At 35.2% G+C, this 12,838-nt stretch carries 12 protein-coding genes; all 12 read right to left on the reverse strand.

The window, feature by feature from the left end; genetic code table 11:
* Positions 1-150: 150 nt before the first annotated feature.
* On the reverse strand, positions 151-2,109 hold the full coding sequence (gene ftsH, locus HT717_RS00290) for an ATP-dependent zinc metalloprotease FtsH (protein WP_000744571.1): 1,959 nt from the start codon (positions 2,107-2,109) through the stop codon (positions 151-153).
* 15 nt (positions 2,110-2,124) lie between these two features.
* The gene (gene hpt, locus HT717_RS00295) at positions 2,125-2,667 is read right to left on the reverse strand and encodes a hypoxanthine phosphoribosyltransferase (protein ID WP_000892176.1); all 543 of its coding nucleotides are present in this window, start codon (positions 2,665-2,667) and stop codon (positions 2,125-2,127) included.
* A 4-nt stretch (positions 2,668-2,671) separates the two neighbouring features.
* On the reverse strand, positions 2,672-3,949 hold the full coding sequence (tilS, locus tag HT717_RS00300) for a tRNA lysidine(34) synthetase TilS (protein WP_173304087.1): 1,278 nt from the start codon (positions 3,947-3,949) through the stop codon (positions 2,672-2,674).
* Positions 3,946-5,214: a serine hydrolase gene (locus tag HT717_RS00305; protein ID WP_173304089.1), complete on the reverse strand. Its 1,269-nt coding sequence runs from the start codon at positions 5,212-5,214 to the stop codon at positions 3,946-3,948. The genes tilS and HT717_RS00305 overlap by 4 nt, the downstream gene beginning before the upstream one ends.
* A complete protein-coding gene (locus HT717_RS10010) occupies positions 5,207-5,329 on the reverse strand; it encodes an SP_0009 family protein (protein WP_000429334.1) in 123 nt (40 codons plus the stop codon). Before HT717_RS10010 ends, HT717_RS00305 begins: the two co-directional genes overlap by 8 nt.
* Positions 5,330-5,333: 4 nt before the next feature.
* Positions 5,334-5,702, reverse strand: coding sequence for a septum formation initiator family protein (locus HT717_RS00310; protein WP_173304091.1), 369 nt, complete (start codon positions 5,700-5,702; stop codon positions 5,334-5,336).
* Positions 5,695-5,961, reverse strand: a complete 267-nt coding sequence (locus HT717_RS00315) for an RNA-binding S4 domain-containing protein (RefSeq protein ID WP_001234978.1) — start codon at positions 5,959-5,961, stop codon at positions 5,695-5,697. The genes HT717_RS00310 and HT717_RS00315 overlap by 8 nt, the downstream gene beginning before the upstream one ends.
* A 57-nt stretch (positions 5,962-6,018) precedes the next feature.
* Positions 6,019-9,522 (reverse strand): transcription-repair coupling factor, encoded by a 3,504-nt coding sequence (mfd, locus tag HT717_RS00320; RefSeq protein ID WP_049540456.1) that lies wholly within the window; start codon positions 9,520-9,522, stop codon positions 6,019-6,021.
* Positions 9,523-10,092 carry an aminoacyl-tRNA hydrolase gene (gene pth / locus HT717_RS00325; RefSeq protein WP_049540457.1) on the reverse strand — a complete coding sequence of 190 codons (570 nt, stop codon included), beginning with the start codon at positions 10,090-10,092 and terminating at the stop codon, positions 9,523-9,525.
* A gap of 71 nt (positions 10,093-10,163) precedes the next feature.
* Positions 10,164-11,279, reverse strand: coding sequence for a redox-regulated ATPase YchF (ychF, locus tag HT717_RS00330; protein WP_173304093.1), 1,116 nt, complete (start codon positions 11,277-11,279; stop codon positions 10,164-10,166).
* A gap of 84 nt (positions 11,280-11,363) precedes the next feature.
* Positions 11,364-11,558 (reverse strand): DUF951 family protein, encoded by a 195-nt coding sequence (locus HT717_RS00335; RefSeq protein ID WP_000285186.1) that lies wholly within the window; start codon positions 11,556-11,558, stop codon positions 11,364-11,366.
* 64 nt (positions 11,559-11,622) lie between these two features.
* Positions 11,623-12,759, reverse strand: a complete 1,137-nt coding sequence (gene dnaN / locus HT717_RS00340; protein WP_020901141.1) for a DNA polymerase III subunit beta — start codon at positions 12,757-12,759, stop codon at positions 11,623-11,625.
* Positions 12,760-12,838: the final 79 nt, after the last annotated feature.

Here is a 12,838-nt window from a genome sequence, read left to right on the forward strand (position 1 = left end):
CTGGACTTCTTCATACAATTCTTTAATCATTCTTTTCCCCTTTCTGTTTACAGTCTAACAAATCAAGAAGCTAATTGGGTTCATTTCATCCATTCTGCACCCTTTACTGCCTCAACTGCACAAAAAAGAGAGGTCTTGCCTCTCTTTGGGTTATTTTTCGTCATTCATTTTTGACTTTACTTCATCATAAGATAGTGCATGAGATTCCTCTTCTACTGTTTCAGGCATCTTTCCTGTTTCGTAAAGAGATTTAATTTGTGTACTATCCAATGTTTCGTATTTCAATAATGCTTCTGCAATCAACTTGTGAGTTTCACGATTTGACTGAATAATTTCAGCAGCTTTATTTCGTGCTTCATTCAGTAATGAACGAACTTCTTCGTCAATTTCATAAGCTGTTTGTTCTGAAATTGATTTTTGAGGGCTTTGTGCTCCAAACATAGCATGATTTCCCTCATACTGTACTGGACCCAGTTTTTCACTCATACCGTACTCTGTAACCATTGCACGCGCCATTTGTGTCGCTTGTTCAAAGTCGTTTGAAGCTCCTGTAGTTTGGACATTAAAGATAATTTCTTCAGCTACACGTCCACCCATTAAGCCAGCCAACTGCTCTTTCATATCTTCTTTAGATAGAAGCATTTGGTCTTCCTTAGGAAGTGCAATCATATAACCGCCTGCACGGCCGCGTGGTACGATAGTAACTTTATGAACAACACGGGCATTTGACAAAACTAAACCAACAATGGTATGACCTGCCTCATGGTAGGCAACCAATTCACGTTCTTTTTGTGAAACAGTCTTATCTTTCTTAGAAGGACCAGCAATCACTCTATCTTCTGCTTCATCAATATCTGAAGCATCAATTATCGATTTATTGCGACGAGCAGCAACTAAAGCCGCTTCATTCAAGACATTCTCTAAATCAGCACCAACAAAACCTGGAGTTTGTTGAGCCACTAATTTCAAATCAACATCTTCTGCTAAAGGCTTGTTCTTAGCATGAACTTTCAAGATTGCTTCACGACCTTTAACATCAGGACGGCCAACCAATACTTTTCTATCAAAACGTCCTGGACGCAAAAGGGCAGGGTCCAGTACATCTGAACGATTTGTCGCAGCGATGACGATAATCCCTTCATTTCCCTCAAAACCATCCATCTCAATCAAAAGTTGGTTCAAGGTTTGTTCACGTTCGTCATTTCCTCCGCCAAGACCAACTCCACGTTGACGGCCAACAGCATCAATTTCATCTATAAAGATGATAGCTGGTGCTGCTTTTTTGGCATCTTCAAAAAGAGAACGAACACGACTGGCTCCAACTCCGACAAACATTTCTACAAAGTCAGAACCTGAGATACTAAAGAATGGAACACCTGCTTCTCCGGCGACTGCTTTAGCAAGCAAAGTCTTACCTGTTCCTGGAGGTCCCTCTAGAAGGACACCTGCTGGAATACGGGCTCCAAGTTTTGTAAATCGTTTTGGATCTTTTAAGAATTCAACAACTTCAACTAGTTCTTGTTTTTCTTCCTCAGCTCCAGCAACATCTGAAAATCTTACTTTAATATCTTCTTTATTTGCAGCTTTAGCCTTGCTACGTCCAAAACTCATTGGGTTACGGCTATTATTTCCTCCCATATTTCCCATCATGGAGAATAGGAAGAAGAAGAGAATACCGAATGGCACAATGGATACAAGAATATTAATCCACATACCACTTGAACTTTCATGCTTAATAGTTACTGCCGCCTTATGGTCAGAAGCAAGCTTTTGCAATTCTGATACTGTAGTATCTGAAGGAAGAATAATACTTGAAAATTTCTCTACTGTTGTAGCAGAAGGAGAAAAGAACTGGATACCTGTTTCTTCTTTACTTGTTTTAGGATTTTTATAAACACCTGAAACTTCGATAACACTGCCATTTGGTTGGTAAGTCAATTCTTTTACATTGTCATCGGTAATTTCTTTTACCAATTCTGTATAATTAATTTGCTCACTTTTCCCTGCAACACTACCTGTACTAAAATACTGATAACCTGTAACTAGGAGAAAAATAAGTAATAACCATAGAAAAGGATTTTTAATTAAACCATTATTTTGTTTTTTCATTAAAAATTGCTCTTTCTAATTTGAATATACTTCTTCTTTCAATACTCCAACATAAGGAAGGTTACGATAATTTTCTTTGTAGTCTAAACCATAACCTACTACAAACTCATTTGGAATAGTAAAGCAAGTATAGTCTGCCTCAATTTCTACAACACGTCCTTCTGGTTTATCCAACAAGGTTGCAATGTTAACAGAAGCTGCTTCTCTTGCAATAAACATATCTCGCAAATTCTTCAAAGTTTGACCTGTATCAATGATATCCTCTACAAATAAAACATGTCTTCCTTTGATATCTTGAGTCACATCTTGTTTAATATTGATAACACCACTACTTGCTGTTCCACCATGGTAGCTAGAAACCATCATGAAGTCCATTTCAATATGTGTATCAATATGTTTAACCAATTCAGCCATAAAAGGAATAGATCCTTTTAAAATCCCAACTAAAATTGGATTTTTTCCTGCATAGTCTTTGGTTAATTGAGCACCTAATTTTTTAGCAGCTTCTGTAATTTCATCGTGTGAAACAAGGATTTTTTTAATATCGTTTTCTAACATTTTTTTACCTATCTATTTTTTCTATATAAAGTACAGTGTTCATTATATCATTTTTCGTGTTTTTACTCAAATTACTGGTTGCAATTCCCAAAATTGAGACAATTTCACCAAATTGCTCAATAATCAGAGCAGATTTTCGCTCTTCCATAGGGATTTTCAAATCGATAAATAGACGTCTGAGTTTTTTTCTATGCCCATTTTGAATCAAAAAATCTCCTGGTTTTCGATGACGAATGTGTATGGATGTTTCTCGTGAAACAGGTATTTGTTGAATTGGTTCACCTTCTAAAGGAATTCCAAAGGAAAATGTGTATCCTTGATAAGTAACCTGATTTTGATAGTGTAACACAAGTTCATCTTCCTTTCCATCAGCCTGAGGACCGATTTTACAAATCTGAAAATGTTGATACTCTTTTATCAATTCATAGCCATTTTTAAGCGGATGACGATACTGGCTTTTAGATTTTAAAATCTGCCAAACTTCTTCAAACTGAGCTTTTGTGAGATTCAAATCTGGAAAACGATTCAGATAAGTTTGGAGTAAAACTCTTTGTGTAGACTCAGAATAAGAAAATAACTGCTGTAAATCTTCCACATCAATATTGTTAGATAATTCATCTATGGCTAAGTCATAATCTAAAATTTCATTGCCGATGCTTAAGATTGCATCTCTAAATCGAGGATTTTCTTTTTCTAATTCTGGTAAATAAGAGTTTCGAATACGATTGCGAAAATAATAATTTTCCTTATTTGATGTATCTTCAAAGTGAAAAATTGGTGGAAAGTCTTTTTTATGGAAATGCAAGAAGGGACGAATGATTTCTATCTCTCCGACTACTTGCTTCTCCTTAATTCCTGATAGATAGCGCAAACGGGTACCTCGAATCAAACGCATCAAAATCGTTTCCACCTGATCATCTGCATGGTGGGCAGTGACTAAGGCTGTCGCACCTGTCTTTTTCATGACCTCTTGAAAAAACTCATAACGAAAATTTCGAGCACGCGCTTCTGAAAATTCTCCTGAAAAATTGCTGACATAAATAGGAAGTCCAGCTTCAACAGCTAACTTCCTTAATTCCTTTTCTTCCCAATCTGATTCTACTCTCTGCTTATGATTCACATGAGCTAAAATCAATTCAATTTCTAACTCTTTTTGATAAGTAGACAATACCTTAAATATAAACATAGAATCTAATCCACCAGAAAGAGCTAGCACCACTTTAGCATGCTTTTTGAAATATCCCTTCCTGAGAAAATGATTTAAAAAATCTTGTTCCCTCATTTTAGAACCTCATAAATATCCTTGGCTATCTGAGAAATCGTATCATAATCAGAATTTTTAGTGAAAATAGAAAGAATAAATGGAGAATCTGCGTAGACAATACCCGTATCATGCTTAAATTCGTCCGCATCCCCAATTTTATGAGCTACTTTAACAGAAACACCTTTGGTAATTCGCTCATTATCAAAATCTGTTTTAGTCAAAGACTCTAGCACAAATCCATTTTGATTATAAATAGCTTCCATGACCTTCCCAGCCATTTTAGAAGAAATTAATTTTTCTTTTGAATCCCAATCATCTCCCATAATGGCAGACATCTTGGACTTAAATGTTGCATCTGATTGGTTTGAAAGGTAATATCCTAATATGTTATGAGCTACATTATCCGATTCTTTTGATACTTTCGTAATTAAATCTTTTAGAGAATATTCTTTATTATCCTCTTTTTTAGGAAGACTGCCACTTCCCTCTGGTTTATAAGAACCTGGAAAATCATTGACTACAGATACGTATTTTACAGTCGTATCTAACTGATAAAGATCCTCATTTATTTTTTCTTGCGCATAATAGAGATAAGGTAGTTTTAAAACACTAGCTGCATACATCTTTTCATCTTGATTGATACCAGCTTCTTTTCCAGTAGTCAGTTGCTTAACATAAATAGAGAAAGAATCTTTCTGATATTTTTCTGATAACATTTCTTGGACTTTACTCATCCGATTATCTTCTTCAGAAGTTGATGCCTTATCTACCCATCCAACCTGATCAATATGTAGAAATTCTCTTCCTTCTACAAACATGGTATTGTCGATTGATACCTGCGAATAAGCTGATAAGGATGATTTAACTTCTTTTAAATCATAAGGACTATTGTACAGTTTAAAATCAGATTCTAACCATACTTTTTTTATTATTGGAGTTACCTCTGACTGATCATATAAAAATCGTTTGTCTGCAGCTATAAATTGATGGTTGGATAACTTAAATACCGGAATCCCTTGTTTATTTAAACGCCACTCGGTTATTTGAAAACTTGTTTGGGGAGTCAATTTTCCAGATTCCACTACTAAATCTTCATTCGCATAAACAGGAACCTCTCCATAAATCATGGGAGAACTTAATTTTTCTCTAAAATAAATACCAAAGTCAGATTGTGAAAGGTAATAAATTTCTTTCGAAGTATATACTACTTCTTTTTCTGTGCTAACAACTTTTGAAATGGTCAAAAAACTTGGTAGCAACAAAATAATTAAGAATTTACGCATTCTTCCTTTCCTTTTCTTCTTGTAAACGCAATAATTGATTTTTATCAGCTAGCTCTTCCAGTTTTTCATCTGATAAACTCAAAAATTGCTCTATTACATCTAATAAATTTTCCATTTTATCACCTTTGAAGCAAGTCAGGAATCGTATAAACTATTTCCCTAGACTTAGAATAATAGTACTTCGCTCGTGTATATTTGGCAGCATAATCCTCGTCTTTCAACTTTGTAGCAAATTCTGTCTCCTTATCCTTTTCATCACTCAAAGTTTGATACTGAGTTTGCAACTCTGCTAATTGCTGACGTCTTTGGAGTAATTGCTGATAGCTCTGCGCTAAATTAAAAGTTGGCAAAATAAATAACAGCATAATCAAAATCAATACCCACCCCATAAAACGATTCCGTTTTTGTCGTTCTTTCATCAGGTAGCGACGACGTTGATATTCATTTTGGATAAAAGAATTGTTTAATTGTACAATATTCTTAGACATTTTCTTCTACCCGTGTTTCACTGATAATTTCATACATGCCTGCTGCATCTTCTTTTTTCGTACTATCTTTCATCTCTAGTACTTTTACAAGTAGTAACTTATTGCCAAATCGAATTTCAACTTGGTCATTAACTTTCAAATCCGTTGAACTTTTGGCCAAGATCCCATTCACCTTGATTCTGCCTTTATCTGCTACTTCCTTTGCTACTGTACGACGCTTGATAATTCGTGATACTTTTAAATATTTGTCTAATCTCATCTTTACTACCTCAACTTATTATTGTACCATTTTTATCTTTTTTATATAAGAAAAATATCAAAGAGAATTGCCTTCTTTCGACTCTTTTATCCCTAATAAACTTTCTCCAAAAATCAGCAGACCTTCTAAAATTTCATAATCTTTCTTATTTTGGACATCAAATACAAGCTCCATTAATCCCTTATTCTCAGCGATACCTGCTTTTAAGTTCGTTGCGGATAAAGCTTTAAAATAATCTTGAGCTAAAAACAGTCGTTGGGTGACTTTTTCAAATTGAACTGTAATCTTATTTTCTTTTCTTTCCACACGTTGAACAAAGACCTTGTCCAAATATGACTTGATCAAACCAATCTCTAAAAGATAGGTTACTACATCTGGGTATTCTCCAAAGCGGTCCATCAACTCTTCTTGTAACTCTTCATAATTGACACGGTTGTCAATTTGACGAATTTTCTTGTAAATTTCAATCTTATGTCGTTGATCAGAAATATAAGTATCAGGAAGATAGGCATCAATTTGCAAAATCAACTCAGCATTCCCTTTGGTTCTTGTGTTAGCGTTACCGTTTCGTTTAGCAATAGCTTCCTCTAATAACTGCGAATACAATTCAAAACCAACAGAATCAATGAAACCAGACTGAGATTTTCCTAAAAGATTTCCTGCTCCACGAATCGAAAGATCTCGCATAGCAATCTTAAATCCGGATCCCAATTCTGTAAATCCTTTAATCGCTTCTAATCTCTTCTCAGAGACTTCACTGATTGATTTTTCTGGACGATACATGAGATAAGCATAAGCAATACGATTACTACGTCCAACTCTTCCTCTTAACTGATACAAGGTTGACAGGCCCATATGGTCTGCATTTTCAATAAACAAGGTATTGGCATTTGGAATGTCCACCCCTGTCTCAATAATAGTAGTCGTCACTAAAATATCGTATTGTCCCTCAATAAAGTCTAATAGAGTATTTTCCAACTGGATTTCACTCATTTGTCCGTGAACATACCCAATCGAAGCTTCTGGAATTAACTCCTGTAATTCTGAAACCTTCTGATCAATTGTATCAACTTTATTGTAAAGATAGTAAACTTGACCTCCACGCTCCATTTCACGCAAAACAGCATCACGAATGACACTATCATTTTTTTCCAAAACATAGGTCTGAACAGGATAGCGATTAGTCGGCGGAGTTTCAATAACAGACAAATCTCTAATTCCCAGCATAGACATATGGAGGGTGCGAGGGATTGGAGTAGCGGTCAAAGTTAGGACATCCACTTGTTTCTTCAGTTCTTTCAAGGTTTCCTTATGCTTGACACCAAATCGCTGTTCCTCATCAATAATCATTAAGCCTAAATCAGCAAACACAACATCTTTTGACAAAACACGATGTGTTCCAATCAAAATATCAACTTGACCGTTTTTCAATTTTTCAAGTGTTTCAGTCTGCTCTTTTTTACTTCTAAAGCGACTCAACACATCAATATTAACTGCAAAATTTTGGAATCGTTCCTTAAAATTCGTATAGTGCTGTTGCGCTAAAACCGTCGTCGGAACTAGAACGACAACTTGTTTGTGATCATTGACTGCCTTAAAGGCTGCACGCATAGCAACTTCAGTCTTTCCAAAACCAACATCCCCAACTAAAAGTCGATCCATTGGTTGAGAAGCCTGCATATCTCTCTTGATTTCCTCAACACTACGAAGTTGATCATCCGTTTCAACATAAGGAAAGGCATCATCAAAAGCGTGTTGATCCTCATCATCAGCTGAGAAAGCAAAACCCTTCAACTGGCTGCGTTCAGAATAAAGTTTAATTAAATCGTCAGCTATATCCTCTACCTGGTTCTTAACTTTTTGCTTTGCTTTTTTGAAATGACCATCATTTAATTTATTTAGTTTAGGTGCTTTCCCATCACTTGAAACATATTTGGACAGCAGATGAATCTGTTCTACTGGGATAGAAATTTGATCCCCATTTTGATACTGGACACTGACATAATCGTGATGAATTCCCTTGATTTCAATGGCTTCAATTCCTAGATATTGGCCAATCCCATGAATATGGTGAACAACGTAATCTCCTTTTTCAAGTTCATTGTAATCTTTTAATCTCTCTGCGTTTGAAACATGTTGTCTTCGAAAACGACGTTTCAATTTCTTTTGAAAAATCTCATGTTCAGTTATAAATAAAATCTTTTCATCTACAAAATGAAAACCATGTCTGAGATTCCCCTCGATTAAGTTTACAGATTCTTTACAGATACTTGACTTATTTCTAGAATCCAATTTAATCTGGTATTCCTCGAAAACATCCTCCAATGTTTTACTTCCCATTGAATTGCTAGACTGCAGGATAATAGTATAATCCATTTTTTTGTATCGCTCAATTTCTTCTTTTAGAAAAGAAAATTGATTGAAAAATTCCTGCATAGGATATTGATTAAATTGATAAATTTGGTCAAATTTGAGATTTCCTAACCCCTTTTGCAGATTAGAAAAAAAGGTCACTGGGCTTTGTTTTTTATAGATTTGCTCAGTATCTGCAAAATACTGCATCTCAGAAAATGCTTTACTATTCTGTAACTCTTCTGTAAAGTATTGCGCTAATTCTCTTTCAAAGACTTCATACTGATTCATCAATTTCTGATAATCATCAAAGAATATGGGCGTATCTTTTTCAATATAATCAAATACAGTCCATGATTTCTCATAGCACAAAGATAAAAATTTCCGAGAATCTGAATGCATTTGTTTTTGATGAAAACTTGAAAGAATTTCTTCTAGGTAAGATTTCAGAATCGGCGATAGAGTTTTTGAAATTTGTTTTTCTAAAGCTGACTGTCCTCGCTGATAATCCTTTTCTCTCAAAAGTATGTCGCTAGCTGGAAAGATGGTGAGTTCTGTCTGATTTTCTTTCGATAATTGTGTTTCGACTTCAAAAGTACGAATTCCATCTACTTCATCACCAAAAAACTCAATTCGGCAAGGTTCTAACTGAGATATTTCAAAAATATCTAAAATATCTCCTCGAAGACTAAATTCTCCTTGAGTTTGTACTTGTGTAACCTTTCGATAGCCGATTTCTTTTAACTGATGGATAAGTGCGTTTTGATCATATTCTTCACCCACTGATATTTTTACAATACTATCTTTAAATATATTGGGAGAAGGTAAAAACAATCGACTTGCTGCAATATTACAAACTAAGATCCCTTTCCTAGACGGATCAGTCAAAAAACGCAAGGCTTCAACCCGTGAGATGATTTTTTCTTGTGAAGACATCAAAAACTCGACCATAGGGGAATCATCTACCAAAAATGGATAGACAAATTCCTCACCCAAGATAGAAATAAGATCACTAATAAGCCCTTCTGCTTCTCCATAAGTTGATGTCAATAAAACAATCTTATCTTCTTTTTCTAAACTGCTTGCAATTGCAAGAGCCTTAGTAGACATTGATAAACCTAGTATTAGTTGTCTTTTCTTATTTGTTAAACTTTGATGCCATTTTTTAATCTGATCATTTTCTGAGAATAAATCTAATAAGGTCACCATTTATCCGCTATACCTCTGCATTGTTTTCTCAAAATTTTTCTCTTGTAAATAATAATTTACAGATTCGTCAACCTTGTCAATAGACTGTAAAATACCGATATAATCATCCTTGTCAAACTTACTTAAAACATGATTAACAACTGACATGCCGTTTTTGGGTCTTCCAATTCCAATCTTAACACGATTAAAGACCTGGGTTCCAATATGTTGAATAATAGACTTGATACCATTATGACCACCTGCTGATCCTTTTGCTCTTAAACGAATTTTCCCAACTTCCATGTCAAGATCGTCGTAAATGATTAGTAAATCTTCAATATCCAAACCATAGTAAGTCAATAAAGCATGAATCGCTTTTCCACTTTCATTCATAAAGGTCGTTGGTTTAACAAGATAAATTTTTTCTCCATTAAGAAAAAAAGATGCTAGGTCAGCTTGAAATATCTTATCGTGTGTAAAAGTGACATTCTGTTTCTTCGCTAGTCGGTCAATCAACATAAAACCAACATTGTGTTTTGTTTCAAAATATTTATCCCCTGGATTTCCCAAGCCTACAAGTAATTTGGTCATTTATTTTTCCTTTCAAAAGCCAAAAGGGTTGGAATTTTTTTCCAACCTAATTGACACTATTTATTAAATTTTTAGACATTAAAGCGGAATTCCATGATATCGCCGTCTTGGACGATATATTCTTTACCTTCTTCACGCAAACGTCCAGCTTCTTTTACGGCCTTTTCAGAACCGTATTTCACTAGATCCTCATATGACATGGTTACTGCACGAATAAAGCCTTTTTCAAAGTCTGAGTGGATGATACCAGCTGCTTGAGGAGCCTTCATACCACGTTTAAAGGTCCAAGCTCGAACCTCTTTTTCACCAGCTGTGAAGTAAGTTCCAAGTCCAAGTAAGTGATAAGCTGCGCGAGTCAACTTGTCAACACCTGATTCTGTCAACCCAATTGCTTCAAGAAACTCTTGCTTGTCTTCTTCGTCTAACTCAGAAATTTCTTCCTCAGCACGCGCAGAAATAACGACTACTTCAGCATTTTCTGTCGCTGCAAATTCGCGAATTTGTTTGACATAGTCGATAGAATCTGAATCTGAAACTACATCCTCATCGACATTGGCAACATAAAGAACTGGTTTAGTTGTCAAAAGGAAAAGACCTTTGACAACTTTTTGTTCTTCATCTGTAAATTCGATGGTGCGAGCTGATTTTCCATCTTCAAGAACTGGTTTAATCTTTTGAAGAACATTAAATTCTGCTACTGATTCTTTATCTTTTTGCGTACGTGCCATCTTTTCTACACGCGCATAACGCTTATTGACTGATTCTAAGTCAGCAAGAATCAATTCCAGATTAATGGTATCAATATCTGCGAGTGGATCCACAAAGGCATCTTCACGTCCTTGCTCACGCATCACATTTTCATCATCAAAAGCACGAACTACGTGAACAATCGCGTCTACTTCACGGATATTAGCTAAGAATTTATTTCCTAGCCCTTCTCCTTTTGAAGCTCCTTTTACAATCCCTGCAATATCTGTAAATTCAAATGTTGTTGGAACCGTCTTTTTAGGTGTGATCATTTCAGTTAGTTTTTGTAGGCGTTCATCTGGAACTTCTACCATTCCAACGTTTGGATCAATAGTCGCAAATGGGTAGTTTGCTGCCTCTGCTCCTGCTTTTGTAATTGCATTAAATAGTGTTGATTTACCAACATTTGGCAAACCAACGATACCTGCTGTTAAAGCCATATTTTCTCATTCTCCGTTTTCATTTCAATCCCTAATATTATAACACAAAAAGGGAAAACTTGCTAACCCTCTAACTAAGGCTTCTTAGTCAATAATTTTATTCATTTTTCGATCAAAATCATAGCGCCCCATCATGACAACATGGTCACAATTACTGCATTTTATTTTGATATCTGCTCCTACACGTGTAATTTCCCAACGATTAGCTTTTTTTCCTGTTGACTTGATTGTGCAAGCATGTGGTTTTTTCATTTCAACAAAATTTCCAACTTGATACATACTACTCTCCTTTTCTTTTTCGATTATATCATAAAAGAGGCGAGCTAAGCTCAACCTCTTTCACTTAATTTGTACGGACTGGTGTAATGAGCTGCATAAAGTCCTCGTCAGTATCTGCTGGCACAAGAGTAAATGGACGAACAGCTGAGATAAAGCTAATGGTCACCTTTTCGCTATTTAAAGCTTTAAGGGAATCAATCAAGTAAGTTGGGTTGAAACTAATAGTCAAATCATCACCAGTCACCTGATCAGTATCGATTTCCTCGTTTACTTTACCAACTTCTGGAGAGTGAACATGGGCGCTAACAACCCCACCTTTAATTTCAAGCTTCACAGTACCATTTTGAGTCGCACTTGATAAAAGGCGAGCGCGTTCCATTGACTGACGTAAGTTTACCACATCAAAAGTAATTGTAGTGTTAAAGTCTGTTGGAATCAAACGATCTGTATCAGGATAGTTACCTTCTAACAAACGAGTATAGAAGCTAATATTTTCGCTTCTAAAGAGGATTTGATTGTTAGCAAAGAAAATCTCTACCGTTTCAATATCATCTGTAAATACCGCTGAAAATTCGCGTAAAGAACGGCTAGGAATCACGACATCAAAATCATCACTATTTTTTTCAAGAGTCAATTTTTTCTGGCTTAGACGATGAGAGTCTGTTGCAACTGTTTTTAACTCTTTGTGTTGACTCAATACAAAATGAACACCTGTCAAAATTGGACGACTCTCTTGTGTACTTGCAGCAAAAGCTGTTTCATTGATAATTTTCTTAAGTAATTTTGTTTCAAGAACCAAAGGAGTGCTTGCTGAAATTTCTTGGATTCGTGGATATTGCTCGCTATCTTTTCCTTTTAGGGTAATTTCTGATTTGCCACTTGTTAAAACAATTTGATTTTGTTCAATTTCTTTAAAATCAAGAGTCACATCAGGTAGACTAGATACCACATTGATGAAGAAAGAGGCTTCAAGAAGGATCGAACCTAAAGAAGTAATTAACAAACCAGCATCTTCATTTTTTTGAGAAATAAAATTTTCAATTGAAATTTGACCATTTGAACCAATTAAAGTAACACCTTCATTAGTTACGTCAATTTTGACAGTTGATAAAATAGGGATGGCATTTTTAGAACTAATAGCTCTTTTAGTTGTATTTAAGGCTTGTAGAAATAAATTTTTATTAATTGAAAAATGAATCATGGATTCTCCTTTATTTATTTTTAGTATTAGAAGGATAATAGTAATAATAGAGTCTGTGAAATCTGTGGAAAACAGACTT

Source organism: Streptococcus sp. 959, from assembly GCF_013277075.1.
In the GTDB taxonomy this organism is placed as follows: Bacteria; Bacillota; Bacilli; order Lactobacillales; family Streptococcaceae; genus Streptococcus; species Streptococcus pseudopneumoniae_C.

What these genes read in the sequence shown, in the direction of transcription:
- ftsH (WP_000744571.1), bottom strand. Translation starts at nt 2,109, where the DNA reads ATGAAAAAACAAAATAATGGTTTAATTAAAAATCCTTTTCTATGGTTA.
- hpt (WP_000892176.1), bottom strand. Translation starts at nt 2,667, where the DNA reads ATGTTAGAAAACGATATTAAAAAAATCCTTGTTTCACACGATGAAATT.
- tilS (WP_173304087.1), bottom strand. Translation starts at nt 3,949, where the DNA reads ATGAGGGAACAAGATTTTTTAAATCATTTTCTCAGGAAGGGATATTTC.
- HT717_RS00305 (WP_173304089.1), bottom strand. Translation starts at nt 5,214, where the DNA reads ATGCGTAAATTCTTAATTATTTTGTTGCTACCAAGTTTTTTGACCATT.
- HT717_RS10010 (WP_000429334.1), bottom strand. Translation starts at nt 5,329, where the DNA reads ATGGAAAATTTATTAGATGTAATAGAGCAATTTTTGAGTTTATCAGAT.
- HT717_RS00310 (WP_173304091.1), bottom strand. Translation starts at nt 5,702, where the DNA reads ATGTCTAAGAATATTGTACAATTAAACAATTCTTTTATCCAAAATGAA.
- HT717_RS00315 (WP_001234978.1), bottom strand. Translation starts at nt 5,961, where the DNA reads ATGAGATTAGACAAATATTTAAAAGTATCACGAATTATCAAGCGTCGT.
- mfd (WP_049540456.1), bottom strand. Translation starts at nt 9,522, where the DNA reads ATGGTGACCTTATTAGATTTATTCTCAGAAAATGATCAGATTAAAAAA.
- pth (WP_049540457.1), bottom strand. Translation starts at nt 10,092, where the DNA reads ATGACCAAATTACTTGTAGGCTTGGGAAATCCAGGGGATAAATATTTT.
- ychF (WP_173304093.1), bottom strand. Translation starts at nt 11,279, where the DNA reads ATGGCTTTAACAGCAGGTATCGTTGGTTTGCCAAATGTTGGTAAATCA.
- HT717_RS00335 (WP_000285186.1), bottom strand. Translation starts at nt 11,558, where the DNA reads ATGTATCAAGTTGGAAATTTTGTTGAAATGAAAAAACCACATGCTTGC.
- dnaN (WP_020901141.1), bottom strand. Translation starts at nt 12,759, where the DNA reads ATGATTCATTTTTCAATTAATAAAAATTTATTTCTACAAGCCTTAAAT.